General features: G+C 62.3%; 24 protein-coding genes. 10 read left to right on the top strand and 14 right to left on the bottom strand.

Features of this window, described 5'->3' with window-relative positions:
* Window position 1 precedes the first annotated feature (1 nt).
* Window positions 2–940 (top strand): MlaD family protein, encoded by a 939-nt coding sequence (locus CKW13_RS19340; protein ID WP_095110311.1) that lies wholly within the window; start codon window positions 2–4, stop codon window positions 938–940.
* A complete protein-coding gene (locus CKW13_RS19335; RefSeq protein ID WP_095110309.1) occupies window positions 937–1,575 on the top strand; it encodes an ABC-type transport auxiliary lipoprotein family protein in 639 nt (212 codons plus the stop codon). Before CKW13_RS19340 ends, CKW13_RS19335 begins: the two co-directional genes overlap by 4 nt.
* 99 nt (window positions 1,576–1,674) lie before the next feature.
* Here CKW13_RS19335 and CKW13_RS19330 read toward each other — a convergent pair whose 3' ends face one another.
* The 5 genes from CKW13_RS19330 to CKW13_RS19310 form a co-directional block, all read right to left on the bottom strand.
* Window positions 1,675–2,904 (bottom strand): nucleoside recognition domain-containing protein, encoded by a 1,230-nt coding sequence (locus tag CKW13_RS19330; RefSeq protein ID WP_095110308.1) that lies wholly within the window; start codon window positions 2,902–2,904, stop codon window positions 1,675–1,677.
* Between the two features lie 107 nt (window positions 2,905–3,011).
* Window positions 3,012–4,343, bottom strand: coding sequence for a glutamate/aspartate:proton symporter GltP (gene gltP / locus CKW13_RS19325; RefSeq protein WP_095110306.1), 1,332 nt, complete (start codon window positions 4,341–4,343; stop codon window positions 3,012–3,014).
* Between the two features lie 660 nt (window positions 4,344–5,003).
* Window positions 5,004–5,468 (bottom strand): inhibitor of vertebrate lysozyme family protein, encoded by a 465-nt coding sequence (locus CKW13_RS19320; protein WP_095110304.1) that lies wholly within the window; start codon window positions 5,466–5,468, stop codon window positions 5,004–5,006.
* Between the two features lie 2 nt (window positions 5,469–5,470).
* The gene (locus CKW13_RS19315; RefSeq protein WP_003170804.1) at window positions 5,471–5,635 is read right to left on the bottom strand and encodes a DUF1328 domain-containing protein; all 165 of its coding nucleotides are present in this window, start codon (window positions 5,633–5,635) and stop codon (window positions 5,471–5,473) included.
* Between the two features lie 72 nt (window positions 5,636–5,707).
* Complete coding sequence (locus tag CKW13_RS19310) at window positions 5,708–5,995, bottom strand: hypothetical protein (protein ID WP_095110303.1); 288 nt, start codon at window positions 5,993–5,995, stop codon at window positions 5,708–5,710.
* Window positions 5,996–6,435: 440 nt separating this feature from the next.
* Here CKW13_RS19310 and algB point away from each other — a divergent pair, with 440 nt between their 5' ends.
* Both algB and CKW13_RS19300 read left to right on the top strand, forming a co-directional pair.
* Complete coding sequence (gene algB, locus CKW13_RS19305) at window positions 6,436–7,782, top strand: sigma-54-dependent response regulator transcription factor AlgB (RefSeq protein WP_095110301.1); 1,347 nt, start codon at window positions 6,436–6,438, stop codon at window positions 7,780–7,782.
* Window positions 7,783–7,792: 10 nt separating this feature from the next.
* Window positions 7,793–9,583 (top strand): KinB sensor domain-containing domain, encoded by a 1,791-nt coding sequence (locus tag CKW13_RS19300; RefSeq protein ID WP_095110300.1) that lies wholly within the window; start codon window positions 7,793–7,795, stop codon window positions 9,581–9,583.
* A gap of 3 nt (window positions 9,584–9,586) precedes the next feature.
* Here CKW13_RS19300 and CKW13_RS19295 read toward each other — a convergent pair whose 3' ends face one another.
* The 7 genes from CKW13_RS19295 to CKW13_RS19265 form a co-directional block, all read right to left on the bottom strand.
* Window positions 9,587–11,206: an EAL domain-containing protein gene (locus CKW13_RS19295; RefSeq protein WP_095110298.1), complete on the bottom strand. Its 1,620-nt coding sequence runs from the start codon at window positions 11,204–11,206 to the stop codon at window positions 9,587–9,589.
* A 72-nt stretch (window positions 11,207–11,278) separates the two neighbouring features.
* Window positions 11,279–12,061: an N-acetylmuramoyl-L-alanine amidase gene (locus CKW13_RS19290; RefSeq protein ID WP_095110297.1), complete on the bottom strand. Its 783-nt coding sequence runs from the start codon at window positions 12,059–12,061 to the stop codon at window positions 11,279–11,281.
* Window positions 12,062–12,163: 102 nt separating this feature from the next.
* Complete coding sequence (locus tag CKW13_RS19285) at window positions 12,164–14,203, bottom strand: GGDEF domain-containing protein (RefSeq protein ID WP_095110295.1); 2,040 nt, start codon at window positions 14,201–14,203, stop codon at window positions 12,164–12,166.
* Window positions 14,200–15,078: an endonuclease/exonuclease/phosphatase family protein gene (locus tag CKW13_RS19280; protein ID WP_095110294.1), complete on the bottom strand. Its 879-nt coding sequence runs from the start codon at window positions 15,076–15,078 to the stop codon at window positions 14,200–14,202. Before CKW13_RS19280 ends, CKW13_RS19285 begins: the two co-directional genes overlap by 4 nt.
* Before the next feature lie 12 nt (window positions 15,079–15,090).
* Window positions 15,091–15,726 carry a thiol:disulfide interchange protein DsbA gene (gene dsbA, locus CKW13_RS19275; protein ID WP_095110292.1) on the bottom strand — a complete coding sequence of 212 codons (636 nt, stop codon included), beginning with the start codon at window positions 15,724–15,726 and terminating at the stop codon, window positions 15,091–15,093.
* Between the two features lie 192 nt (window positions 15,727–15,918).
* On the bottom strand, window positions 15,919–16,545 hold the full coding sequence (locus CKW13_RS19270; RefSeq protein WP_095110291.1) for a cytochrome c: 627 nt from the start codon (window positions 16,543–16,545) through the stop codon (window positions 15,919–15,921).
* Between the two features lie 47 nt (window positions 16,546–16,592).
* Window positions 16,593–16,883: a cytochrome c5 family protein gene (locus tag CKW13_RS19265; RefSeq protein WP_095110289.1), complete on the bottom strand. Its 291-nt coding sequence runs from the start codon at window positions 16,881–16,883 to the stop codon at window positions 16,593–16,595.
* A gap of 190 nt (window positions 16,884–17,073) precedes the next feature.
* On the opposite strand from CKW13_RS19265, the gene yihA reads away from it, so the two are divergent.
* Window positions 17,074–17,715: a ribosome biogenesis GTP-binding protein YihA/YsxC gene (gene yihA / locus CKW13_RS19260; protein ID WP_095110288.1), complete on the top strand. Its 642-nt coding sequence runs from the start codon at window positions 17,074–17,076 to the stop codon at window positions 17,713–17,715.
* A 415-nt stretch (window positions 17,716–18,130) separates the two neighbouring features.
* Here yihA and polA read toward each other — a convergent pair whose 3' ends face one another.
* Entirely contained in the window at window positions 18,131–20,935 is a 2,805-nt protein-coding gene (polA, locus tag CKW13_RS19255; protein ID WP_095110286.1) for a DNA polymerase I, read from the bottom strand.
* Window positions 20,936–21,009: 74 nt separating this feature from the next.
* Here polA and CKW13_RS19250 point away from each other — a divergent pair, with 74 nt between their 5' ends.
* Window positions 21,010–21,300: a DUF2782 domain-containing protein gene (locus CKW13_RS19250; RefSeq protein ID WP_095110284.1), complete on the top strand. Its 291-nt coding sequence runs from the start codon at window positions 21,010–21,012 to the stop codon at window positions 21,298–21,300.
* 60 nt (window positions 21,301–21,360) lie between these two features.
* On the top strand, window positions 21,361–22,311 hold the full coding sequence (locus CKW13_RS19245; RefSeq protein ID WP_095110282.1) for a homoserine kinase: 951 nt from the start codon (window positions 21,361–21,363) through the stop codon (window positions 22,309–22,311).
* 97 nt (window positions 22,312–22,408) lie between these two features.
* Here CKW13_RS19245 and CKW13_RS19240 read toward each other — a convergent pair whose 3' ends face one another.
* The gene (locus CKW13_RS19240) at window positions 22,409–23,338 is read right to left on the bottom strand and encodes a zinc ABC transporter substrate-binding protein ZnuA (protein WP_095110281.1); all 930 of its coding nucleotides are present in this window, start codon (window positions 23,336–23,338) and stop codon (window positions 22,409–22,411) included.
* Between the two features lie 57 nt (window positions 23,339–23,395).
* Here CKW13_RS19240 and CKW13_RS19235 point away from each other — a divergent pair, with 57 nt between their 5' ends.
* From CKW13_RS19235 to znuB, 3 genes are read left to right on the top strand one after another with little or no spacing between them, the layout of a single operon-like run.
* The gene (locus CKW13_RS19235; protein ID WP_095110279.1) at window positions 23,396–23,878 is read left to right on the top strand and encodes a Fur family transcriptional regulator; all 483 of its coding nucleotides are present in this window, start codon (window positions 23,396–23,398) and stop codon (window positions 23,876–23,878) included.
* Complete coding sequence (znuC, locus tag CKW13_RS19230) at window positions 23,878–24,651, top strand: zinc ABC transporter ATP-binding protein ZnuC (protein ID WP_095110278.1); 774 nt, start codon at window positions 23,878–23,880, stop codon at window positions 24,649–24,651. The genes CKW13_RS19235 and znuC overlap by 1 nt, the downstream gene beginning before the upstream one ends.
* Complete coding sequence (gene znuB, locus CKW13_RS19225; protein ID WP_095110276.1) at window positions 24,644–25,432, top strand: zinc ABC transporter permease subunit ZnuB; 789 nt, start codon at window positions 24,644–24,646, stop codon at window positions 25,430–25,432. The genes znuC and znuB overlap by 8 nt, the downstream gene beginning before the upstream one ends.
* Window positions 25,433–25,453 lie beyond the last annotated feature (21 nt).

The raw sequence follows: 25,453 nt of genomic DNA, 5'->3' as shown, positions 1-25,453 counted from the left end.
CATGGAAACCCGAGCCCATCACGTCTTGATTGGCCTGTTCACCGTTCTGGTGGTGGTCGGCGCCTTGCTGTTCGGCCTGTGGCTGACCAAATCCAGCGTGGACAGCGAATTCAAGGACTACGAAATCGTCTTCAACGAGGCGGTCAGCGGCCTGTCCAAGGGCAGCGCGGTGCAGTACAGCGGGATCAAGGTCGGCGATGTGGTCACCCTGCGCCTGGACCCCAAGGACCCGCGCCGGGTGCTGGCCCGCATCCGCCTGAGCGGCGAGACGCCGATCAAGGAAGACACCCAGGCCAAACTGGCCCTGACCGGCATCACCGGCACCTCGATCATCCAGCTCAGCGGCGGCACCCCGCAAAGCCCGACGCTGCGCGGCAAGGGCGGCAAGTTGCCCGTGATCGTCGCCTCGCCGTCGCCCATCGCGCGCCTGCTCAACAACAGCAATGACTTGATGAGCAGCGTCAACCTGCTGCTGCACAACGCCAACCGCATGTTCTCGGCCGAGAACGTCGATCGCGTCAGCAGCACCCTGGCGCATCTGGAGCAGACTACCGGGACCATCGCCGAGCAAAAGGACGATATCCGCCAGGCCATGCAGCAACTGGCCGCCATCGGCAAGCAAGCCACCGCCGCGCTGGAGCAGACCACCGCGCTGATGCGCAACGCCAACGGCCTGCTCAATGACCAGGGCAAGCAGATGTTCGGCAGCGCCGAGCACGCCATGGCTTCGCTGGAGCAAAGCACCGCGACCATCAACAAGCTGCTGACCGACAACCAGGACTCCCTGAACAACGGCATGCAGGGCCTCAATGGCCTGGCGCCAGCGGTGCGCGAACTGCGCGACACCTTGAGTTCACTGCGCGCCATCTCCCGTCGCCTGGAAGCCAACCCCAGCGGTTACCTGCTGGGCAGCGACACGAACAAGGAATTCACCCCATGAGACTCGCCTACCGCATCGCCGGCCATTGGGCCCTGCTCGCCAGTTTCGCCTTGACCGGCGCTTGCTCGATCCTGCCCAAGGCGCCGCCCGCCGACGTCTACCGCTTGCCCTCGGCCCAGGCTGGCGCGGCGGCCCAGGCTCAGGCGCAGCCCTGGTCGCTGCGCCTGGCCAAGCCCCAGGCCAGCGACGCGCTCAACAGCACGAAAATCGCGGTCATCCCCCAAGGGGACGTGCTGAGCAGCTACAAGGCCTCGCGCTGGAGCGACCCGGCGCCGGTGCTGCTGCGCAACCGCCTACTGGACGCCTTCACTCGCGACGGCCGCGTGCCGCTGCTGAGCATCGACGACAGCAACCTGCAAGCCGATTTCGAGTTGGGTGGGGTGTTGCAGGCGTTCCAGACCGAGTACCAGGGCACGGCCGCGAGCGTGGTGATCCGCCTCGATGCGCTGCTGGTGGGCGGCAAAGACCAACGCATCCTCGCCAGCCGCCGCTTTGAAGTGCGCCAGCCGTTGAGCGACGTGCAAGTGCCCGCGGTGGTGGCCGGGTTCGGCCAGGCCAGCGACAAACTGACCGCGCAAGTGGTGGCGTGGGCGGTGGCGCAGGGGCAGAAGCAGCCCAAGCCTGGGAATAACTAACGCCTGTGCAGCCACCTCCCTGAGGAAGCGGTGCCTAACGCTCATCTCAACTACACCAGCGATCCACTGTGGGAGCGGGAGGGTGGTTCTGCGCCTGACTCAACCAAAAAACCAATAACAAACCCCAATCGCCGCCACCACACCGGCGAACTCCGCCAGTAGGGCGCAGCCCACGGCGTGGCGGGCGCGTTGGATGCCGACGGCGCCGAAGTACACCGCCAGCACATAGAACGTCGTCTCGGTGCTGCCCTGAATCACCGCTGCCACCAATGCCGGGAAGCTGTCCACGCCTTGGGTTTGCATGGTTTCAATCAACATCGCCCGCGCCGCACTGCCGGAGAACGGCTTGACCAGCGCAGTCGGCAGGGCATCGACGAAGCGGGTGTCCCAACCGGCCCATTCCACTAGGTGGCGAATGCCGTCCAAGCCAAAATCCAGCGCCCCGGACGCCCGCAGCACGCCCACCGCGCAGAGCATCGCCACCAGGTACGGCAGCAGGCTCTTGGCCACGTCGAAGCCTTCCTTCGCACCCTCGACGAACGCCTCGTAGACCTTGACCTTGCGCAGCGCGCCCACCAGCAAGAACAGCATGATGAGGCCGAACAACGTCAGGTTGCCGAGGATCGAGCTCAACGCCGCCAGGGCCGTGGCCGACATAGTCGCCAGCAGCGCCATGAAGCCGCCCAGCAGCAAGGCGCCGGGAATCAGGTAGGCCAGCACCACCGGGTCCCACAGGCGCAGGCGCTGCATCACCGCCACCGAGAGCAGGCCCACCAGGGTGGAGGCGCTGGTGGCCAGAAGGATCGGCAGGAACACCAGGGTCGGGTCCGGCGCGCCTTGCTGGGCGCGGTACATGAAGATCGTCACCGGCAGCAGGGTCAGGGACGAGGCGTTGAGCACCAGGAACAGGATCTGCGCGTTGCTCGCGGTGGTGGGGCTGGGGTTGAGTTCTTGCAGGGCGCGCATGGCCTTGAGGCCGATGGGCGTGGCCGCGTTGTCCAGGCCCAGGCCATTGGCGGCGAAGTTCAGGGTAATCAGGCCGATGGCCGGGTGGCCGGGCGGCACGTCCGGCATCAGGCGCAGGAACAACGGCCCCAGGGCCTTGGCCAGCCAATCGACGATGCCGGCCTTCTCCGCGATGCGCAGAAAGCCCAGCCACAGGGTCAGGGTGCCGAACAGCAGCACCATCACCTCCACCGAGAGCTTGGCCATGGCGAAAATGCTTTCCACCATCGCCGCGAAGATCCCGGCGTTGCCGCCGATCAGCCACTGCGCCATGGCCGAAACGGCTGCAACGATGAAAAAGCCAAGCCATAGGCCGTTGAGCATCAGTTAAGTCCCCCGAAAGATGCCGCGAATGATAGCGGGGCGGGCAGAAACGACAAACCCCGGAATCACCGGGGTTTGAGGTTCAACTGTTGTAGCAAGCGGGCGGCTCAGTGGCTGGAGGGTTCGCCCGCCGGCAGCGGCTCTTTGCTGCGCCAGTGCGGCAGGGAGTTCCAGTAGCGCTCGCCCTTGGCGTCGTCGTACATGCCTTCCCAACGTGCGATGACCAGCACGGCCAAGGCATTGCCGATTACGTTCAATGCGGTACGGGCCATGTCCATGATGCGGTCGACACCCGCGATGAACGCCAGGCCTTCGAGCGGGATGCCCACGCTGCCCAGGGTCGCCAGCAGTACCACGAAGGACACACCCGGCACGCCGGCGATGCCTTTGGAGGTGACCATCAGGGTCAGCACCAGCAACAGTTGCTGGCTGATGGACAGGTCGATGCCGTAGAGCTGGGCAATGAAGATCGCCGCGATGCTCTGGTACAGGGTCGAACCGTCGAGGTTGAAGGAATAACCGGTCGGCACCACGAAGCTGCAAATGGCTTTCGGCGCGCCGTAGGCTTCCATCTTCTCGATCACACGCGGCAGCACGGTTTCGGAACTGGCGGTGGAGTAGGCCAGCACCAGCTCATCCTTGAAGATGCGCATCAGCTTGACGACCGAGAAGCCGAACAGGCGTGCGATCAGGCCCAGCACCACGAAGGCGAAGAACAGAATGGCCGCGTAGACCAGAACCACCAGCTTGGCCAATGGCAGCAGCGAGGCGAAACCGAAGTTGGCGACCGTCACCGCGATCAGGGCAAAAACGCCGATCGGGGCGTAATTCATAATCATGTGGGTGACTTTGAACATGCTTTCCGAGACGCCCTGGAACATCTTCACCAGCGGGTCGCGCAGGTCGGCTTGCAGGCTCGACAGACCGAGGCCGAACAGTACCGAGAAGAAGATGATCGGCAGCATTTCGCCACGGGCCATAGCGGCAAAGATGTTCGATGGGATCAGGTTGAGGATGGTTTGGATGAACGCGTGTTCATGCTGCACCTCGGCCGCGGTGGCCTGGTACTTGGAGATATCCACCGTACCCAGGGTGCTCATGTCGATGCCGGTGCCTGGGTGGAACACGTTGGCCAACACCAGGCCCACCAAAATGGCGATGGTGGTGACGATCTCGAAGTAGATGATGGTCTTGAGGCCGATGCGCCCCAGCTTCTTGGCGTCCCCGACCCCGGCAATGCCGACGATCAGCGACGAGATCACGATGGGAATCACGATCATCTTAATCAGGCGGATAAAGATATCGCCCGCAGGTTGCAAGACGTTGGTGATCCACCAGGCTTTCTCGGCACTGAAATGGTTGAGCAACGCACCAATTGCAATCCCCAGGACCAGACCGATGAGGATCTGCCAGGCGAGGCTAAGCTTTGCCTTCTTCATATCGTTACCCTTACTTCAGTTTGACTCGGGCGGATGCACGAACTGGAACGCTCGATAGCGTAAAAGTCTCGGCATCTGCCCCCGTATAAGGTGCCCCGGAGCGCGTATTTACGGCTCTCTGGCAGGCGAAAAAAGGCGCAACTATTCCGATGCAAGGGAGCGCCGTCTAATGCCGTAAACGCCTACCCTATGCCGAATCGGCATGAGATTTCCCAAACAAAACCATAGTCCCAGCAGGTTCGGATACGACATTTCGGCAGTCGAAAGTACCGTGAACCGGCCATCTGCGGTGAATGCGGGGGGTTTCGGGTTTGGGAGTGCCTTCATAAAAACCGGGCGACAGCCTACATCCAGAGGCAAAAACAAAACCCTGATCGAAGACAAGTTTCTCGATATACGGTCGCAAAGAAACACCGCGAAACGGTTAAGTCCGACGCAGCGTGGGGATTTTTCGATGGCAGCGGCGAGAACCGCTCTAGGACGAGGCTTTCAACAAATCATCGGGCAGCCACTGGCCGCCCGTCATTTGTAAGCAAGTTTTATGTGGGAGTGAGCCGCTCGCCCGCGATAGCGGTGCATCAGCCAAATCGCACAGCGCCTGGCAGATGGCTATCGCGAGCAGGCTCGCTCCCACATAAGTGGCTATTAACCCTCAAGCTTTTAATACCAATTCGGGTCTTTCTTCAGTTGCTCGTTAAGCAACGCCTGCATTCCTGCATCCGGCTCACCGAGGAAGCGCTTGTCAGCATGGCGGGTCGGCGACTTGTCGGACGGCAACCCGGTCGGCACCTGCACCCACATGGCATAGGCGTTTTTCTTATCCAGGCTGAACGCCACGATCAGGCGATTGTTCAGGCAGCTCTGCTGGTTTTCGCACAGCGGGCCGACCAGATACGGGTCACCGTCCTCGGTCACAGCATTCATTTGTTCGGCGTAACCGGAGAGGTTCATCACCCATTCCGGCAACCGCTCTTCTTTTTGCACGACGCCTTGCCAGGTCTGGCGGTATTGCGGGTCGGCGCTCAACAGTTCGTTGGCCCGCGACTGGCCGTCATTGGCCGCCATGGCCACGGCACTGCCGCCCAGCAACAGGGCGGCGGCCAGCGTGTTTATAGAGGTACGCATGTTCAGCCTCGACCGCGACGGCCAAAGAAGAAGGAAGCGATGAACATCACCAGGAACACGACGAAGAGAATCTTGGCGATACCCGTGGCGGTGCCCGCGATACCACCGAAACCCAGGACAGCAGCGACGATGGCGATAATCAGGAATGTGATAGCCCAGCTCAACATGGTGATTCTCCTTAACGCACGGCGGCGTTTTTTGCGTTTCCTGGCGCGGTCGATCCGCACCAAGCCTTATGCCTAGAACACCCAGCGTTCCTGCCCGGCAACCCCGTCTAGCGACTGGATCTGTTCAACTTCGAGCATCTGCGGGGGCGCGCTGTCAGCCAAACGGCTGCTGACGGCACTGAAATGGGTCTGGGTGGTGTGCTGCACCGGCAGCAGCGGCGCCGACACTTGGGGGCTCTGGTCCATGCGTTGCAGCAATTGACCGGCCACCAGCGTCACCAGCAATGCCAGGAGGGCAAACAGCCCTTGCTGTACATGCAGTGGCGAAATATGCACTTGGGCGAGACGTTGGCGATTCATCCTGAAACTCCTCTCACACAGGTTGTTGACTCAAGGAGCGGCGCCGGTAACTGCGCTGCTGACAAACAGACTATTGCAGCCTGCATGCCAGTTTTTATCAGGAATTTAATTCAATAAAATCAATAAGTTACAAACAAATAGAAATCACTGGCAGACGCATCTTGCACGATGGGCCTTCCGGCATCGTGCGCAATGCACGATACAAGCGAAGAAAAATGTAAAGTTTTTGGATCGCAGACGCCGGCGCACTGTCAGAAACTGTGAGCGAACGCTGGCCAATGGCCTGACAATTTCAAAAAACTCATTAAATTCATAAAGTTAGCTATTAGTTCGGCAGAGAACTAACCTGCGCCCCGCGTAAACGCGCAGAATCGACCATGCAACTTGCCCGATTTGCGCGGGACTAACGCCATTCATTCATTAATAAGGAGCACGGGACAATGGAATCAGCCACGGAGAATCAGGGCCGTATTCTGCTGGTGGACGACGAGTCCGCCATCCTGCGCACCTTCCGCTACTGCCTCGAAGACGAGGGCTACAGCGTCGCCACCGCCAACAGCGCGGCCCAGGCCGATACGCTGCTGCAACGCCAGGTGTTCGACCTGTGCTTCCTGGACCTGCGCCTGGGCGAAGACAACGGCTTGGATGTGCTGGCGCAAATGCGTATCCAGGCGCCATGGATGCGCGTGGTCATCGTCACCGCGCACTCGGCGGTCGATACCGCGGTCGATGCGATCCAGGCCGGCGCGGCCGATTACCTGGTCAAGCCGTGCAGCCCCGACCAGTTGCGCCTGGCCACGGCCAAGCAACTGGAAGTGCGCCAGCTCTCGGCGCGCCTGGAGGCCCTTGAAGGCGAAGTGCGCAAACCCCGCGACGGCCTCGACTCCCACAGCCCGGCGATGAAAGTGGTGCTCGAAACCGCCCGCCAGGTGGCCGGCACCGACGCCAACATCCTGATCCTCGGCGAGTCGGGCACCGGTAAGGGTGAGCTGTCCCAGGCGATCCACGGCTGGAGCAAACGGGCGAAAAAATCCTGCGTGACCATCAACTGCCCATCCCTGACCGCCGAACTGATGGAAAGCGAACTGTTTGGCCACAGCCGAGGGGCCTTTACCGGCGCCAGCGAAAGCACCCTGGGGCGGGTCAACCAGGCCGACGGCGGCACACTGTTTCTCGACGAAATCGGCGACTTCCCGCTGACCCTGCAACCCAAGCTGCTGCGTTTTATCCAGGACAAGGAATACGAACGCGTGGGCGACCCGGTGACCCGCCGCGCCGACGTGCGCATCCTCGCCGCCACCAACCTCAACCTCGAAGACATGGTGCGCGACGGGCGCTTTCGCGAAGACCTGCTCTATCGCCTGAACGTCATCACCCTGCACCTGCCGCCCCTGCGCGAGCGCCGCGAAGACATCCTGACCCTGGCCGACCGCTTCCTGGCGCGCTTCGTCAAGGATTACGCGCGCCCCGCCCGGGGCTTCAGCGACGAGGCCCGCGAAGCGCTGCTCAACTATCGCTGGCCGGGCAACATCCGCGAGCTGCGCAACGTGGTGGAACGGGCGAGCATCATCTGCCCCCAGGAATGGGTGGAAATCAGCCACCTGGGCATGGCCCCGGCCAGCACCTCCAACGTCCCGCGCATCGGCGCCGCCCTAAGCCTGGACGAACTGGAAAAAGCCCACATCGGTGCCGTGCTGGCGACTGCCGAGACCCTCGACCAAGCGGCCAAAACCCTGGGCATCGACGCCTCGACGCTTTACCGCAAACGCAAGCAATACAACCTGTGAGCCGCGCCCGATGAAACTCGCGATGAAATTGCGCACCCGCTTGTTCCTGAGCATCTCTGCGCTGATTACCGTCGCCTTGCTGGGCCTGCTGCTGGGGCTGGTCAGCGTGATGCAGATGGCCAACAACCAGGAAGCCCTGATCCGGCACAACTTCGTCACCCTCGACCTGGGCCTCAAGCTGCGCCAGACCCTGGGCGATCAACTGGTCATGATGCTGCGCGATACTCCCGACCTGCCGGCGCTCGAAGCCTCCAAGAAACATTACTTCGAGCTGCTGGATGAGGGCATCGCCCACGAACAGACCGGCGAAAAGCCCAGCCTCGGGTTCGAGCAGGCCCGGCGCGACTACCTCAGCTTCCTCCAGGCCTTCGACCAGTCCCACGGCGCACCGAACAAACTCACCGCCAGCCAGGAAGTCAGCGACAAATTCAACGTGCTGCGCAACGGCTTGATCGTCGAGCACAAGCAGGCCCTGAAGAACATCAGCGACACCCAGAACCAATCCCGCGCGCGGGCCTTGCTGATCGCCACCCTGCTGGGCTTGGTGGGCCTGGCGGTGCTGATAATCGGCTTTATCACCGCCCATGGCATCGCCCAGCGCTTCGGCGCACCCATCGAGGCCCTGGCCAAAGCGGCGGACAAGATCGGCCAAGGCAACTTCGAGGTGACCCTGCCGATTTCCTCGGCTGCGGAAATGAACCTGCTGACCCGGCGTTTCGGCATCATGGCCGAGGCCTTGCGCCAGCATCAGGCGACCAACGTCGACGAACTGCTCGCCGGCCAACAACGCCTGCAAGCGGTGCTCGACAGCATCGACGACGGCTTGCTGATGATCGACCGCCAAGGACGCCTGGAGCACCTCAACCCCGTAGCACAACGGCAACTGGGCTGGGACGAGGAACGCCTGGGCCAAGGCCTGGGCGCGGCACTGGAGCGCCCCGACTTGGACGAAGAGCTGCAACTGGTGCTGCGCGGCGGCAGCCTGGAGCGGGCCCCGGAAGACTTGAGCGTGGAGGTCGACGGCGAGTCGCGCCTACTGACCTACAGCCTCACGCCGGTCAGCCATACCCAGGGCCACATCCTCGGTGCGGTGATGGTGCTGCACGACGTCACCGAGCAGCGGGCGTTCGAGCGGGTACGCAGCGAATTCGTCCTGCGCGCCTCCCATGAACTGCGCACACCGGTCACGGGCATGCACATGGCCTTCGGCCTGTTGCAAGAGCGCGTGCATTTCGCCGATGACTCGCGCGAAGCCGACCTGCTCAATACCGTCAATGAAGAAATGCAGCGCCTGATGCAGTTGATAAACGACTTGCTGAATTTCTCGCGCTATCAAAATGGCCTGCAAAAACTCACCCTGGCACCGTGCGACCTCGAAGTGCTGCTGGAGCAGGCCAAGACCCGCTTCACCGCACCGGCCCAGGAAAAAGGCGTGGAGCTGTTGATCGAAGTGCAGGCACCCTTGCCGCGCCTGCAAGCCGACCAGGCGCAACTGGAGCGGGTGCTCGACAACCTGATCGACAACGCCCTGCGCCACACCGCCAGCAACGGCCAGATCCGCCTCCAGGCACGGCGCCATGGCGAGCGGGTCATTGTCAGCGTCGAGGACAATGGCGAAGGCATCGCCTACGGCCAGCAGGGGCGGATTTTCGAGCCGTTCGTGCAGGTCGGGCGCAAGAAGGGCGGCGCCGGGCTGGGCCTGGCCCTGTGCAAGGAAATCGTGCAACTGCACGGCGGGCGCATGGGCGTTTACTCGCGGCCGGGGCAGGGCACGCAGTTCTACATGGCGTTGCCGCTGTAGGGTTCAGATCTCATCCGCCACACGCCGGGCGCCCACGCGCCGGCCCCGGGTCATCAACTCCACCAACTGCATCGCACTCAGGGCATGGGAAAACAGCCAGCCCTGGCCAAACTTCACCCCCTCGCTGTGCAGCAACTGGGCCTGGGACTCGTGCTCGATGCCTTCGGCGATCACCTTGAGCTGCAACGCGTGGGCCATGCGGATGATATGGGGCGCCACGCCACTGCTGGCCGCGTCATGGCCCAGGGCGTCGATGAATGCCTTGTCGATTTTCAGGCAGTCGACCGGCAGGGTTTGCAAGTACGCCAGGCTGCAATAGCCGGTGCCGAAGTCATCGATCAGCACCTGATGGCCCAAATCCCGCAGCGCTTGCAGGTTGCTGCGCGCGACCACCACATCAATCAGCCCCCGCTCGGTCACCTCGAAGGCGATCTGCCGGGCCTGCACCCGATGCTGGTCCAGCAACTTGGCCATCACCTCGCCCACCCGCGGCACCATCACATCGCACGCCGCCAGGTTGACCGAAATATAGAAGTGCGGATTGGCCCGCAACACATGGCCCAGTTGCTCCAAAAGGCGCTGAAGGACGAAATCGGTGATCTGGCGGATTTGCCCACTGTCCTCGGCCATGGGGATGAACAGGTCCGGGCTGGTCAGGGTGCCGTCCGGGTGCCGCCAGCGCAGCAACGCCTCGGCGCCCACACAGTGGCGGCTGCGCAGGTCGAAGATCGGCTGATACAACACCTGCAACTCCCCCCGGCGCAGCGCGCCCTGTAACTCGCCGCCCATTGATTGGCGCTGGCGCGCCAACTGCAACACCAGTACGCCGATGAACAGCGCCAAAGTCAGGCTTACCGGCAGCAACCAGCGCCAGGACTCGGCCACCTGCAACGTCAGGCGCGCACGCGGGGCGATCAGCACCAGTTGGTATTCCTGATTGTCGGTGGGCATGCGGTAGATCAACTGGTTCGGCGTCACCAGCAACGGCTCGCTGGCTTGCGGCGGCCAGGGCTCGAAGGGTGGCCAGGATTGGGCCGCCCCCAACACCGGTATCGCGCGCATGCCGCGATCGAGCACCACCATCAGGCTGCTGCCCTCGGGCAAATCCACCACATCGGTCAAATGCCCGCGCGAGGTCGCCACGCGGAAATTACCCCGGCCCAGCATCAGCGCGGCCAGGTTTTCATTGGGTTCGGCGGAGGTGTTGAGCCAGTAGCTGTAGGTCGGGCCGCGAAAGTCGGCGGGGCGGGTGGCGGGCAGGCCATTACGTGGCGGGCCGCTGGAGCAGATGCGGTCCGCCTCGATGTAGGCGGCCTCATAGATGAAGCGATAACTGAAACCGACCTTTTGCAGGGTTGCCACCATTTGCTCGCTACAACCGCGCAGGGGCTGGGCCTGCAACTCGTCCAGGCCCTGGCGCAACTGGCCGAACAACTGCTCCAGACGCTCAAGGAAGCGCTCACCCTGGGCGTTCATCTGCTGGCTTTCGCGCAACTGCACCTGATGCATCGCCACGCCCAGGCTGCCCAACAGCAGCAATCCCGCACTCAGGACAGCCGCCAGCGTCGCCAAAAACCAGGGGCGATGAAACCAACTGCGCAGGGTCTCGCGAGCGGCCGGCATCTTGGGACATCCAAAGAATTACCAATGAGTTATAGCAACAGTTTGAAAAAATGCGCCAACCGCCGGGCAGCGTCAGTTTTTTGTCTGGCTGAGCACCTGGAGGATCGCCGCGCTCTCGGCATCCGGCGAACCGTCGAAACGCGCCGGGCGGAAACGCATCTGGAACGCCGCCAGCACATGGCGGGTCGCCACATCCATCTCACCCGTCTGCGGCGTGCTGTAGCCCAGGCGTGCCAGGCCTTGCTGGAACCAAGTGGCGCTGGGCATCTGGGCCGCGAACCGCGCTTGCTCACGGGCTACGGCCCCGGCATCCGGCCAGATCGCCAGGCCCGCATCGGCGAGGCGCTTCCACGGGAACAGCGGCCCCGGGTCGAGTTTGCGCAGCGGCGCGATGTCGCTGTGGCCGATGATGTGCTGCGGGGCGATCCTGTACCGCGCGCTGATGTCCTTGAGCAACGCGATCAGCGCCTGCACCTGAGCCTCGCTGTATGGGTACCAGACCCGCCCGGTGGGTGTATCGCGGAACCCCGGGTTGACGATTTCAATCCCGATGGAGCTGGAGTTCAGCCAGGTACGGCCCTGCCACTCGCTTTCCCCGGCGTGCCAGGCCCGCAGGTTCTCATCCACCAATTGGTAAACCGTGGCGTTGCGGTCATCGCCAATCAAGTAGTGGCTGCTGACTTCACCGTGGGTCAGCAGGGCCAGGGAACGCTCCAGCGACGCAGAGGTGTAGTGCACCACCACAAACTGGATACGGCTGTCGAAATTGACCGAAGGATGGCTTTTATCGATGCGCGGGCCGCTGGCGCAACCGGCCAACACAACGAACGACAGAACGAGCAGGAAAGACTTCATGGCGGCAGGGGTACGCATGGGAAAAGAACGCAACAGTGTAACGTAGCGCCCAGTCAGATCCGGCAAAAAGCGCCGTTTTAAACAAAATGGAACAAATGCTGGTCAGCCCATTTCAACCCGATTGCGCCCTGCATCTTTGGCTCTGTAGAGCGCCTGATCGGCTCTTTTGAGCACAATTTCGCTGCGTTCGCCGGTTTTGAACGCACTGAGGCCGATGGACACCGTAATCGTCACGCGCTCGCCCTTGAAGTGGAACGGGCAAGCCTCGATGGCCGCGCGCAGGCTTTCCATCAGGCTCATGCCCACGGCGGGTGAGGTGTCGGGCAACAGCAGCACAAACTCTTCGCCGCCAAAACGGGCGATGAAATCCGCGCCGCGCAGGCGTTTGCGCAGGACGGTGGCGATGATTTTCAACACTTTATCGCCGGCCAGGTGGCCGTAGTTGTCGTTGATGCGCTTGAAGTGGTCGAGGTCGAGCATCGCCAACAACAGGGTATTGCCGTGCTGCTGCCACTGGCCGATTTCATGTTCTAGGCGTTCGCTCCACGCGGCACGGTTGGGCAGCCCGGTGAGGGGGTCGATCAAGGCTTTCTGGCGCTGTTCTTCAAGGTGTTCGCGGTAGCCCTGGGCTTCCTGCTCCATGTGCGCCACGCGCTCGGCCAAGCCTTGCAGGCGTTCGGCAACTTCCTGCTCGCGCTGGTCACGCTGCTTCTGATGCTCATCCATGGTGCCGAGCAGGCCTTCGAGGTGGTTCTCCAGCACGTGCTTGAGGCCTTCCAAGTCCGCGGCGTCCTGCACACTGCTCTGCAAACCATCGACCTGCTCGCGAATCTGCGTATCCAGCTCACGCGCCGCCGAGCGGCTGTCGTCGTGGCCGGCGCTGGCGGCTTGCAGGTTGCTCTGGAACGACTCCAAGCGCTCGTTGAGTTGCTTGAGGTAAACCTCGAACTCATGCTGGCCGCTGTCGGTGATTGCCAACATCAAGACCGCAAGATCGTCGAGGATCGGCAGCAATTCGTACCAGTTCAGCCCATGTTGCAGCCGTTCGCGCATGGCTTCGGCTTGCGGGCGATGGCGCTCGGGCAGGGACAGGTCGTCCAACAGGCCGAGCAAGGTGTCTTCGATGTGCTTGGCTACCGAGCTATACGACGGCTCGGGGCTGTCCGGCAGGGTGTACTGCGGGTCTTCCTGGTCCGGCAGAGGCGCGTCGCTGGCGGGTTGCGCGTCGGGGTCGGCGGGCGGTGGCTCGGCAACAACCGGCTCGGCCTCAGCCAGAGGCAGGTCGGCCGGGGGCTGTTGCAAAGCCTCCTGCGGCGCTTCAACCACGGGTTCAATACGAGGTTGCGCCGGCTCTGCCAACACGACCGGCGGAACGAAGGCCACGACCTCAGGCTCAGGCTCAGACTGCGGCGCGGGTTCTGCTACAGGAACGGGCGGCAGCGCTTCGATTTTCAGGCTGGCGGGCTCAATGACGACCTCGGCAGGCGGCGCGGCGGGGACCGCCACAGCGGCAGGCGCCGGGGGGGAGTGCACAACGGGCGCCACCACCACGGAGGCAGGCATCGGGCGCTGGCCCGCCGTGGCGGCCTCTTCAGCTTGCGCCAATTCCGAATCGTCGTCCTTGCCGCCAAACAAGCGTTGCAACAGCCCGGGACGGCTCGGCTCGGCTGGGGTTTCCAGGGCACTAAGGGCCTTGCTCTGCAAACCGCTGAGCTCACCCAGCAATAGCGGAATCTCCCGCGCCTGGCTGACGCGACCATCGAGTTGCTTGGCGAAAGCCTTGAGCGGGCGGCTGATGTCGCGGGGCAGGGGCAGGGTTTGCAGCTGCGCCACCAGCGAGGTCAGCGCAGTGCTGATTTGCTCCACACGGGTTTCGCGGCGTTGCTCGGAGTCGAGTACGGCTTTTTCAAGACGCGGCAGCAACGCCGCCAAACGGGCATCCATGTCGTCGGTGCGCACCACTTCGCGCATTTCCTTCATGCATTGGTCGACCACGCGGTCGGTGCCTTCGGCCGCCAGGGTGCTGCGCACCAGGCCACGGCGCAGCAGGTCGAGACGAGCGTTCCAACGCCGCTCTAGCTTTTCCTGTTGTTCGATGCTTTTGAGGTATTTCTCTTTCCAGCGCTGGGCGTCGTCGCTCATGCAAGGGGTCCGCGAGGGGCAGGGCGCAACGCGGGCAATGCATCGGCCGTGAGCGAACCCGGCAAACGAATCTCTACCGCGACCGGCAGGTGATCGGAAATAGGTTGCGCCAGCACTTCGACTTTTTCGAGGGTCAGGCTGGGGCTGAGCAGAATGTGGTCAAGACAGCGTTGCGGGCGCCAACTGGGGAAGGTCGCCTCGACTTGCGGTGCGAGCAAGCCCAGGTCCCGCAGCGGCGAGCTTTGCAGCAGGTCACTGGCGTGGGTGTTCATGTCGCCCATCAGGACTTGGTGCTTATAGTCGCCGATCAGGTCGCGAATGTACGCCAGTTGCAGGGTACGCGCGCGAGCCCCCAAGGCCAGGTGCATCATCACCACCACCAACGCGTCGGCACCTTCGCCAAAGCGCACCAAGATCGCGCCGCGACCTTTGGGGCCGGGCAATGGGTGGTCTTCGATGACCCACGGCCGCATACGGCTGAGCACACCATTGCTGTGCTGGCCGAGGCGACCGAGGTTGCGATTGAGTTGCTGATACCAATAGGGGAAGGCACCGAGCTGGGCCAGGTGCTCGACCTGATTGACGTAGCCCGAGCGCAGGCTGCCACCATCGGCCTCCTGCAGGGCCACCAGGTCGAAATCCCCCAGCAGGTTGCCGATCTTCTGCAGGTTATCGGCACGCCCGGTGTGCGGCAGCAGGTGCTGCCAGCCCCGGGTCAGGTAGTGCCGATACCGCTCGGTACTGATGCCCACCTGAATATTGAAACTGAGCAAACGCAGACGGCTGCCCGCGGGCATGCCCGTTTCTTCCAAGTGATGTTCGTTGACCTTCGGGTCGTGATGGCCAACGACCCGATCAGTACTCCAGCGGCGCATGGTAGGCGCCGCTTACTTAGCGGCGCGCTCCTTGACGATCAACTGGTCGGCCACGTTCAGCACACCCTCCGGACCACCAGCGGTGCCCAGGTCAAAGCGATACTTGCCGTTGACGACCAGGCTCGGTACACCGGTGATTTCATACTTCTTGGCCAGTTCCTTGGCTTGGTTGACCTGACCTTTGATCGCGAAGGAGTTGAAGGTCGCCAGGAACTTGTCTTTATCGACGCCTTGGGTGGCCAGGAAGTCAGCCATGTCGTCAGGCTTGGTCAGTGGCTTGCGTTGTTTCTGAATGGCTTCGAACACGGCAGCGTGCACCTTGTGCTCCACACCCATGGCTTCCAGGGTCAGGAACATCTGGCCGTGCGCGTCCCAAGGACCGCCGAACATCGCCGGGATGCGCTTGAAGTTCACATCCTTAGGCAGCTTCTCAACCCACGGATTGATGACCGGCTCGAACGAATAGCAGTGCGGGCAGCCATACCAGAACAACTCGACCACTTCGATCTTGCCCGGAACAGAGACAGGAACCGCATTGCTCAGCTCCATGTATTGCTTACCGGCTTCAAGCGGCTCTTGGGCCGCTTGGACGTTCATGCCCAGCAGGCTGGCACCGACGAGCGCGGCGCTGAGAATCAGATTACGCATGCTTTACTCCTGGAAAATTGGGTCGCCTCGCAGGCCTGTACTCAGACAGGTCCCGGCGGGCATGAGTTCGCTAGTGTAACGGCAGCGGCCACAAAAAAGGGCGGCCAGGGCCGCCCTTTTTATGCTCGATGGATTAATCGAGCGTTAACGCGGCAAAGGCCTCAAGCCCGCGCCGCGCGAACCGATCCGGCCTTAGTGCAGGCCCTGGATGTAGCTCGACACTGCGGCGATGTCTTCATCGCTGAGCTTCTTGGCGATGGTCTGCATGGTTTTGAGGTCGCCATCGTTGGTGCGCCCGCCTTCTTCTTTGCGGAAGTCAGTCAGCTGCTTGGCGATGTAAGCCGCGTGCTGGCCACCCATGTGTGGGAAACCTGCGGCAGCATTGCCGGCGCCATTTGGCGAGTGGCAACCGGTGCAGGCTGGCAGGCCTTTTTCCAGATTGCCGCCACGGAACAAGGCTTCACCACGCGCCACGAGTTTGGGATCCGCCGCGCCGACGCTGCCTTTCTGGCTGGCGAAGTAAGCGGAGATATCGGCCATGTCCTGATCGCTCAGGTTGGTCAGCAGGCCCGTCATTTCCAGCACAGTGCGTTTGCCCGACTTGATGTCATGCAGTTGCTTGGTCAGGTACTTCTCGCCCTGGCCGGCCAGCTTTGGAAAGTTTGGCGCCATGCTGTTGCCATCAGGGCCATGGCAAGCACCACAAACGGCAGCTTTCGCCTGGCCGGCGGCGGCATCGCCTTTCACGTTCTCGCCTGCAGCATTGGCGATACCTGTGATGCCCAAGGTCAACAGCAGACTCACGATCAGTTTGTTCATCAGCTAATCCAACTACGGCTAAGGGTTAAAAGAGTTATGGGCCGGGCTTACTCGCTCATCCAGTGGATGATTGCTTGGTAATCCTCGGCACTGCAGTCCATGCACAAACCACGCGGCGGCATCGCCTTGAAACCCTGGGTCACGTGTTGCACCAGCGTCTCCATACCTTGCGCCAATCGTGGCGCCCAAGCTTCCCGATCGCCCTTGCGGGGCGCCATGGGGAGTTGGCCGGAATGACAGGCTCCACAAACACGGTTGTACACAGCTTCCGGATCCTGTGTAGCCTGAGCGCTGTAAAGCGGCATCAAGACACCGGCAGCTAGCAGCCATTTCGTCATAAAACGACCTATTCAGGGTTGAGAGCGTGCTGCGTTCTAAGTGCGCAATCAAGGTCAACGCTCCCGTGACTTCATCCTACGCCGGGACAAAGCACACACAAAATCTGCGACATTATATACTGGCGCTACTGAAACGGAAACGACACTGCTTGCCGCACCCACTCCCGGCACCGCCCACATCGGAAATCCCATGCAACTCAAGAACCCCATTCTCGGCCTGTGCCAACAGTCCACCTTCATGCTTAGCGCCGCCAAAGTCGACCAATGCCCCGACGACGAAGGCTTTGAAGTGGCCTTCGCCGGGCGTTCCAACGCCGGCAAATCCAGTGCCCTGAATACCCTGACCCACGCCAGCCTGGCCCGCACCTCGAAAACCCCCGGGCGTACGCAACTGCTGAACTTTTTCAAGCTGGACGACGAGCGACGCCTGGTGGACCTACCCGGCTACGGCTACGCCAAGGTGCCAATCCCGCTGAAGCTGCACTGGCAGCGCCACCTGGAAGCCTACCTGGGTGGGCGTGAAAGCCTGAAAGGGTTGATTCTGATGATGGACATCCGTCATCCCATGACCGACTTCGACCTGCTGATGCTCGACTGGGCCGTGGCCAGCGGCATGCCCATGCACATCCTGCTGACCAAGGCCGACAAACTGACCTACGGCGCCGCCAAGAACACCTTGCTCAAAGTACAGGCCGACATCCGCAGGGGCTGGGGCGACGCAATCACCATCCAACTCTTCTCCGCCCCCAAACGCATGGGCCTGGAAGACGCCTACACCGTACTGGCGGGCTGGATGGAACTGGCCGACAAAGGCACAGAAACCCCGGCGTGAGCGCAGGACAAAAACTTTCTGTGGGATGAGCAGGCAAGGCAAAAGCGCGGGTCGAAAGCGGAGCTTACTGGCTGTAAATGAGCATTTCGGCCCGCGCTTTTAGCGCGGCGTGCTCATTTCATAGGAAGTTTTCACGCAAAAAAAAACCCCGGACTTCGTATGGGGAGGGGAAGTTCGGGGTCCAAGTTCCAGACCGCTAGGGCGCAATCCGGATATCTGCCAACACTTAACACAACATAGGAGCATTGAAGGGCTTCACCACCCATTCAAGATACTCTGAGTGGTGGTTCACGGTTTTAGTTCCGACGCCCTTCAAAAACAGTTGGCGATAGCCGAAAGACTTTTCTGAACTAATAGCCATTTGCCTACTTTTGCCGCGGCACTATGCCGCAGCAAAAAAACGCTTCAGATGGCCTTAATGGGCCTCATCCCAGTTGTTTCCCACCCCGACTTCCACCAAAAGCGGCACATCCAGGCTCGCTGCTGCGCTCATGTGCCCGCGAATCTGCTCGCTGACTTGCTCCACCAAGTCCTCGCGCACTTCCAGCACCAATTCGTCGTGCACTTGCAGGATGACTTTGGCGTCCAGGCCGGATTCGGCCAGCCAGTTATCCACCGCCACCATGGCGATCTTGATGATATCGGCCGCAGTACCCTGCATCGGCGCATTGATCGCCGTGCGTTCAGCACCCGCCCGCTCTTGCGGTTTATTGGAGTGAATCTCGGGCAGGTATAGGCGCCGCCCGAAGAGCGTCTCCACGTAGCCCTGCTCCGAGGCCTGGGCGCGGGTGCGCTCCATGTAGTCGCGAACACCGGGGTAGCGGGCAAAGTAGGTGTCGATGTAGGCCTTGGCCTGCTTGGTATCGACGCCAATGCTCTTGCCCAGTTTCTGCGCGCCCATGCCATAGATCAGCCCGAAGTTGATCGCCTTGGCGCTGCGCCGCTGGTCGGAGGTGACGGCCGCTAGGTCTACCTTGAATACTTCCGCCGCCGTCGCGGTGTGCACGTCCAGGTTATTGCGAAAGGCACTGAGCAAACCCGCATCCTTGGCCAGGTGCGCCATGATGCGGAGCTCGATCTGCGAGTAGTCCGCCGCCAGGAGCTTGTAGCCCTTGGGCGCAACGAAGGCCTGGCGAATGCGCCGCCCTTCGGCGGTGCGCACGGGGATGTTTTGCAGGTTTGGGTCGCTGGAAGACAGGCGCCCCGTGGCCGCCACGGCCTGGTGATAGGACGTGTGGATGCGCCCGGTACGCGGGTTGATCTGCTCGGGCAAGCGGTCGGTGTAGGTGCTCTTGAGCTTGCTCATGGAGCGGTACTGCATCAGCACCTTGGGCAGCGGGTAGTCGTCTTCGGCCAGTTTCGCCAACACTTCCTCGGCAGTGGACGGCTGGCCCTTGGCGGTTTTCTTCAATACCGGCAGGCCAAGCTTCTCGTAGAGGATGACCCCCAGTTGCTTGGGTGAACCGAGGTTGAACTCCTCACCGGCGATCTCGAAGGCCTGGCGCTCCAGGGCGACCATCTTGTCCCCCAGCTCGATGCTTTGCACGCCCAGCAGCGCGGCATCGACCAATGCGCCCTGGCGTTCAATCCGCGCCAGCACGGGCACCAATGGCATTTCAATATCGGTCAATACTTTGGCCAGGCTCGGAATGGCCGCGAGCTGCTCATGCAGCGCCAGGTGCAGGCGCAGGGTCACGTCCGCGTCCTCGGCCGCATAGGGCCCAGCCTGTTCGAGGGCGATCTGGTCGAAGGTGAGCTGCTTGACCCCTTTGCCGGCGATGTCCTGGAAACTGGTGGTGGTGTAGCCCAGGTATTTTTGCGCCAGGCTGTCCATGTCATGACGGGTCGCGGTGGCGTTGAGCACGTAGGACTCGAGCATGGTGTCGAAGGCAATTCCGCGCACCATGATGCCGCAGGCTGGGTCGCCGCCAATGGCGCAGTTGGCGAGGATGTTCATGTCGAACTTGGCGTGCTGGCCGACCTTGAGCTTGCTCGGGTCTTCCAGCAACGGCTTGAGCGCACGCAACACGGTGTCGCGGTCCAACTGATCCGGCACGCCGATGTAAGAGTGCGTCAGCGGAATATAAGCGGCTTCGTTAGCCTGCACGGCAAAAGAAAGCCCCACCAATTGCGCCTGCTGGGCATCGACGCCGGTGGTCTCCGTGTCGAAGGCAAACAGCTTGGCGTCGTTGAGCTTACGCAGCCACACGTCAAAACGTGCCTGGTCGAGGATGGTTTCGTACGCCGGGATGTCGGTTGCGGGCTCATCGGCCTCTGCCTCCGTCGCTTCGACAGGCTCAGCTTCGGCCACCTTGGCCTGGGCCTGCTGCTCGGCGCGCTTTACGTCGCGTTGCAGCTCATCGATCCAAGTCTTGAACTCCATCAAAGAGTAGAGTTCAGCGAGCTTATCGCGGTCCGGCTCGGCCAGGTGCAGGTCGTCCAGGCCAATGTCCAGCGGCACATCGACTTTGATGGTCGCCAAGCGGTAGGACAGGAACGCCATGTCCTTGTGTTCCAGCAACTTCGCCGGCAGGGTTTTGGCCCCACGGATCGGCAGCGTCGGCACTAGGTCGAGGTTGTCGTAAAGCTCTTTCAAGCCGCCATTGACGCCCACCAGCAGGCCGACCGCGGTCTTCTCGCCAACGCCTTTGACGCCCGGGATGTTGTCGGAGGAGTCGCCCATCAAGGCCAGCAAATCGATGATCTGCTCAGGAGCGACACCAAACTTCGCCTTCACGCCAGCCACGTCCATCGACGTTTCCGACATGGTGTTGACCAGCGTAATGTGGCCATCGACCAGTTGCGCCATGTCCTTGTCGCCGGTGGAGATCACCACCGGGCGGTCGGCGGCCGCACTACTGCGGGCCAGGGTGCCGATTACGTCATCGGCCTCGACACCTTCAACGCACAGCAGCGGGAAACCCAGGGCACGCACGCTGGCGTGCAGCGGTTCGATCTGCACCCGCATGTCGTCCGGCATGCTGGGGCGGTTGGCCTTGTAGTCAGCGAACATCTCATCGCGAAACGTACCGCCCTTGGCGTCGAATACCACCGCGAACGGGCTGTCCGGGTATTGCTTGCGCAGGCTTTTGAGCATGTTCAACACACCCTTGACCGCGCCGGTCGGCATGCCTTTGGAGGTGGTCAGCGGCGGCATCGCGTGGAAGGCGCGATAGAGGTAAGAAGAACCGTCCACCAGGACGAGGGGAGCTTGGCTCATGAGCACGATCAACCTTTTCGGCGGGTCCGGCGCTAGAATGGCGGGACCGTTGACAACAAAAGGACAAGGTTATCATGCGTTCACTAAATCGCTTGCTGCTCGCCGGCCTGATTGCAATCGTGCCATTGACCGTGATTGCGGCAGAGGATGCGCCATCAGCGGACCCGGAAGTTACCATCCGCACCGAAGGTAACAAGACCATCCAGGAATACCGCCAAAACGGTTTCCTGTACGCCATTAAAGTCACGCCCAAAGGTGGAAAGCCTTACTTTTTGGTGCGCGCCGATGGCACTGACGCGAACTTCATCCGCTCGGACCAGCCCGACATGTTGATTCCGTCGTGGAAAATCTTCGAGTGGAAGTAACTTCTTAACTTTAAATCGGCGTCGGCTCGACCGCGGCGCCCGTACTGGCAGTTTTAAACCATGTCTGTGTTCACCCCCCTGGCTCGGCCTGAGCTGGAAACCTTTCTCGCCCCCTATGGGCTTGGCCGCCTGCTCGACTTCCAGGGAATTGCCGCCGGTAGCGAAAACACCAATTTCTTTATCAGCCTGGAGCGTGGCGAATTCGTCCTGACCCTGGTTGAGCGCGGCCCTGTTCAGGAGATGCCGTTTTTCATCCAACTGCTCGATGTGCTCCACGATGCCGACCTGCCGGTGCCCTACGCGCTACGCACCACCGACGGCCAGGCGCTGCGCGAGCTGGCGGGCAAGCCTGCGCTGCTGCAACCACGCCTGGCGGGCAAGCACATCAAGCAGGCCAACGCCCAGCACTGCGCCCAAGTGGGCGAGTTGCTCGGCCACCTGCACCTGGCCACACGCGATAACGTGATCGAGCGCAAGACCGACCGGGGCCTGGATTGGATGCAGGCCGAAGGCATGCAGTTGATGCCCCACCTCGACGCCGTGCAGCAAGCCCTGTTGCAAGGCAGCCTGGAAGAAATCACACAGGGCAAGGCGAAAATCCTCGCGCTGCCGCAAGCCAACATCCACGCCGACCTGTTCCGCGACAACGCGATGTTCGAGGGCACTCACCTGACCGGGTTGATTGACTTCTATAACGCCTGTTCCGGACCAATGCTCTATGACGTGGCCATTGCCCTGAACGATTGGTGCTCGGATGACACCGGCGCCATCGATGGGCCGCGCGCGCGGGCCTTGCTCGGCGCCTATGCCGCGCTGCGGCCGTTCACTGCCGCCGAAGCCGAGCTATGGCCAACGATGCTGCGCATTGCCTGTGTGCGGTTCTGGCTGTCGCGCCTGATTGCCGCCGAGTCCTTCGCCGGCCAGGACGTGTTGATCCACGACCCGATGGAATTTCAACAACGCCTGGCCCAGCGCCAGCAGATCCAGACACCCTTACCCTTTGCCTTGTAACAAGCGGGCTCGCCCGCGCTGGGGCGCACAGCGGCCCTCATTTGCGTTTACCGCGTTTTAGGACTGCCGCGCAGCCCAGCGCGGGCAAGCCCGCTTCCTACAGCGACTCCAGGCATCCCGCCAGGTCAGTGCCCAGTTTCTCCAGCATCTGCTCATAACCCTGGGCAGCGGCCGGGGTATAGCCGCCCAGCGCATCCAGTTCCGCCAGTTTCACCGGCAGCCCGGCCACCAGCGTCTCGGCCAGCCGCGGGCGCAGGGGTGGCTCGCTGAAGACGCAGGTCTTGCCCACTTCCTGCAAACGCTTGCGCATCGCCGCCACATGCTGGGCACCGGGTTGCACCTCGGCTGCTACGCTGAAAACCCCGGCGTGCTTGAGGCCATAGCTGGCCTCGAAGTAGTCGAACGCCTCGTGGAACACGAAGTACGGCTTGCCCGCCACTGCGGCCAAACGCGCCTTCAAGCGCCCGTCCAACGCGTCGAGGCGCGCCTCAAAAGCCTTGAGGTTACTTTGATAGCGGGCGCTGTTGGCAGGGTCGGCAGCGCTCAGATCCGCCGCCATTTTTTCTGCGATCACCCGGGCGTTGACCGACGACAACCACAGATGCGCATCCAAACTGCCAGGGCGGTGATCGTGGTCATGCTCGTCGGAATCTTCGTCGTGGGAGTGGCTATCTTCGCCAAAATGGCGCAGTTGCAACCCCGGCAGCTCTTGCACCGCCACGGCCGGCAGGGTGCGGTTTTTCAGGACACGCGGCAGAAAGCCTTCCATGTCCGGGCCGATCCAATACAGCAGGTCCGCCGACTGCACGCGCCTTACATCAGACGGGCGCAGCGCAAAGTTATGGGGCGACGCACCGGGCGGTAGCAACACCTCGGGCACCGCCACACCGTCCTGCACGGCAGCGGCAATCAGTTGTAGAGGCTTGATGCTGGTCAGGACGCTGACCTCGGCCTGGGCGCTGCCCAAGGCGAACAAACTGGCAGTAAATGTGACAAGGATGGCAAAAAGTCGGGACACGATGACCACTCACAGAGGCGAGAACGGGTAACATAATAACGTCTCTCACAAACATCGTCGCCGCTCATGCCTATTACACCGCTGGCCAGCCGTCCCCATGACCACTCCCATTGCGTCCACAGCGCGTTGTCGCAAGCCGATGCGCTTTGCGCCCGTAAAGGCCTGCGCCTGACCGCACTGCGCCGCCGAGTGCTGGAACTGGTCTGGCAAAGCCACAAACCGCTGGGCGCCTACGACATCCTCGCCGTACTCAGCGAGCAGGACGGTCGCCGCGCCGCGCCACCCACCGTGTACCGAGCCTTGGACTTTCTCCTGGAAAACGGCCTGGTCCATCGCATCTCGTCCCTCAACGCCTTTATCGGCTGCAATCACCCCGAGCACGCCCACCAGGGCCAGTTCCTGATTTGCCGCCAATGCCACGCCGCCATTGAGCTGGAGCAAAAATCCATCAGCGACGCGATTGTCAGCAGCGCCCGCGAGGTGGGCTTTGTGGTGGAAGGCCAAACCGTCGAAATTGTCGGCCTGTGTTCGGGCTGCCAGGAGGCTTGATGAGCACTGCGTTGATCCGTCTCGATCAGGTTGCGGTGACCTTCGCCGGGCAAACCGTGCTCGACAACATCCAACTGAGCGTCGAGCCCAGGCAAATCGTCACCCTGATCGGCCCCAACGGCGCTGGCAAGACCACCCTGGTGCGCGCCGTGCTCGGCCTGCTCAAGCCCGACAGCGGCACGGTGTGGCGCAAGCCGAAGCTGCGGGTCGGCTACATGCCGCAAAAACTCCATGTGGACCCGACGTTGCCCCTTTCGGTGCTACGTTTTCTGCGACTGGTGCCGGGGGTGGATCGCCCGCGCGCGCTGGCGGCCCTCAAGGAAGTGGGCGCCGAAAAGGTCATCGACAGCCCGGTACAGAGCGTTTCCGGCGGCGAGATGCAGCGCGTGTTGCTAGCCCGCGCCTTACTGCGCGAACCGGAACTGCTGGTGCTCGACGAACCGGTACAAGGCGTTGATGTCGCCGGGCAGGCCGAGCTGTATAGCCTGATTACACGCCTGCGCGACCGCCACGGCTGCGGCGTGCTGATGGTTTCCCACGACCTGCACCTGGTGATGAGCACCACCGACCAAGTGGTGTGCCTCAACCGTCACGTATGCTGCTCCGGCCACCCCGAGCAGGTCAGCGGCGACCCGGCGTTCGTCGAGCTGTTCGGCAAGAACGCCCAGAGCCTGGCGATCTACCACCACCATCACGACCACGCCCATGACCTGCATGGCGCGGTGGTCAGCGATACCCCACACGTTCACGGAGATGGCTGCAAGCATGGCTGATTTTCTGCTCTACGCCCTGCTGGCAGGCCTGGCCCTGGCGGTCGTTGCGGGCCCCCTGGGCTCGTTCGTGGTCTGGCGGCGCATGGCCTACTTTGGCGACACCCTGTCCCACGCGGCGCTGCTGGGCGTGGCCCTGGGCTTTTTACTGGATGTCAGCCCTGCCGTCGCCGTCACTGCCGGGTGCCTGCTGCTGGCGGTGTTGCTGGTGACCCTGCAACAGCGCCAATCCCTGGCATCCGACACGCTGCTGGGTATTCTTGCCCCTAGCACCCTCTCACTCGGCCTGGTCGTACTAAGCTTCATGCACGACGTTCGGATCGACCTGATGGCGTACCTGTTCGGCGATCTGCTAGCCATCAGCCCCGCCGACCTGGCCTGGATCCTGGGCGGCAGCGCGGCGGTCCTGGCGTTGCTGGTGGCCTTGTGGCGCCCCTTGCTGGCGGTCACCGTGCACGAAGAGCTGGCACGGGTCGAAGGCCTGCCGGTGGCGGCGCTGCGCTTGGTGCTGATGCTGTTGATCGCCGTGGTGATCGCGGTGGCGATGAAGATTGTCGGCGTGCTGCTGATTACCTCGCTGCTCATCATCCCGGCAGCTGCGGCACAACGCCACGCCCGCTCGCCGGAACAAATGGCCCTGGGCGCGAGCCTGTTGGGTATGCTCGCAGTCGTTGGTGGCCTGGCGCTGTCATGGTTCAAGGACACGCCGGCCGGTCCATCCATCGTGGTGACGGCCGCCGCCCTGTTTTTGCTGAGTTTTGTCCTGCCCCGCCGAGGGGTGTAGACTTGCTCGTTTTTTGCGCAA

Origin of the sequence: Pseudomonas sp. Irchel 3E20 (genome assembly GCF_900187645.1) — a bacterium.
In the GTDB taxonomy this organism is placed as follows: Bacteria; Pseudomonadota; Gammaproteobacteria; order Pseudomonadales; family Pseudomonadaceae; genus Aquipseudomonas.
Note: the sequence above shows the minus strand (reverse complement) of the source record. Positions and strands in the feature narration are given on the sequence as shown.

What these genes read in the sequence shown, in the direction of transcription:
- gltP (WP_095110306.1), bottom strand. Translation starts at nt 4,343, where the DNA reads ATGAAGAAGGCAAAGCTTAGCCTCGCCTGGCAGATCCTCATCGGTCTG.
- znuB (WP_095110276.1), top strand. Translation starts at nt 24,644, where the DNA reads ATGGCTGATTTTCTGCTCTACGCCCTGCTGGCAGGCCTGGCCCTGGCG.
- CKW13_RS19235 (WP_095110279.1), top strand. Translation starts at nt 23,396, where the DNA reads ATGCCTATTACACCGCTGGCCAGCCGTCCCCATGACCACTCCCATTGC.
- CKW13_RS19330 (WP_095110308.1), bottom strand. Translation starts at nt 2,904, where the DNA reads ATGCTCAACGGCCTATGGCTTGGCTTTTTCATCGTTGCAGCCGTTTCG.
- CKW13_RS19265 (WP_095110289.1), bottom strand. Translation starts at nt 16,883, where the DNA reads ATGACGAAATGGCTGCTAGCTGCCGGTGTCTTGATGCCGCTTTACAGC.
- CKW13_RS19290 (WP_095110297.1), bottom strand. Translation starts at nt 12,061, where the DNA reads ATGAAGTCTTTCCTGCTCGTTCTGTCGTTCGTTGTGTTGGCCGGTTGC.
- CKW13_RS19315 (WP_003170804.1), bottom strand. Translation starts at nt 5,635, where the DNA reads ATGTTGAGCTGGGCTATCACATTCCTGATTATCGCCATCGTCGCTGCT.
- CKW13_RS19270 (WP_095110291.1), bottom strand. Translation starts at nt 16,545, where the DNA reads ATGAACAAACTGATCGTGAGTCTGCTGTTGACCTTGGGCATCACAGGT.
- CKW13_RS19320 (WP_095110304.1), bottom strand. Translation starts at nt 5,468, where the DNA reads ATGCGTACCTCTATAAACACGCTGGCCGCCGCCCTGTTGCTGGGCGGC.
- dsbA (WP_095110292.1), bottom strand. Translation starts at nt 15,726, where the DNA reads ATGCGTAATCTGATTCTCAGCGCCGCGCTCGTCGGTGCCAGCCTGCTG.
- CKW13_RS19300 (WP_095110300.1), top strand. Translation starts at nt 7,793, where the DNA reads ATGAAACTCGCGATGAAATTGCGCACCCGCTTGTTCCTGAGCATCTCT.
- algB (WP_095110301.1), top strand. Translation starts at nt 6,436, where the DNA reads ATGGAATCAGCCACGGAGAATCAGGGCCGTATTCTGCTGGTGGACGAC.
- CKW13_RS19340 (WP_095110311.1), top strand. Translation starts at nt 2, where the DNA reads ATGGAAACCCGAGCCCATCACGTCTTGATTGGCCTGTTCACCGTTCTG.
- polA (WP_095110286.1), bottom strand. Translation starts at nt 20,935, where the DNA reads ATGAGCCAAGCTCCCCTCGTCCTGGTGGACGGTTCTTCTTACCTCTAT.
- CKW13_RS19285 (WP_095110295.1), bottom strand. Translation starts at nt 14,203, where the DNA reads ATGAGCGACGACGCCCAGCGCTGGAAAGAGAAATACCTCAAAAGCATC.
- CKW13_RS19310 (WP_095110303.1), bottom strand. Translation starts at nt 5,995, where the DNA reads ATGAATCGCCAACGTCTCGCCCAAGTGCATATTTCGCCACTGCATGTA.
- CKW13_RS19280 (WP_095110294.1), bottom strand. Translation starts at nt 15,078, where the DNA reads ATGCGCCGCTGGAGTACTGATCGGGTCGTTGGCCATCACGACCCGAAG.
- znuC (WP_095110278.1), top strand. Translation starts at nt 23,878, where the DNA reads ATGAGCACTGCGTTGATCCGTCTCGATCAGGTTGCGGTGACCTTCGCC.
- CKW13_RS19245 (WP_095110282.1), top strand. Translation starts at nt 21,361, where the DNA reads ATGTCTGTGTTCACCCCCCTGGCTCGGCCTGAGCTGGAAACCTTTCTC.
- CKW13_RS19335 (WP_095110309.1), top strand. Translation starts at nt 937, where the DNA reads ATGAGACTCGCCTACCGCATCGCCGGCCATTGGGCCCTGCTCGCCAGT.
- yihA (WP_095110288.1), top strand. Translation starts at nt 17,074, where the DNA reads ATGCAACTCAAGAACCCCATTCTCGGCCTGTGCCAACAGTCCACCTTC.
- CKW13_RS19295 (WP_095110298.1), bottom strand. Translation starts at nt 11,206, where the DNA reads ATGCCGGCCGCTCGCGAGACCCTGCGCAGTTGGTTTCATCGCCCCTGG.
- CKW13_RS19250 (WP_095110284.1), top strand. Translation starts at nt 21,010, where the DNA reads ATGCGTTCACTAAATCGCTTGCTGCTCGCCGGCCTGATTGCAATCGTG.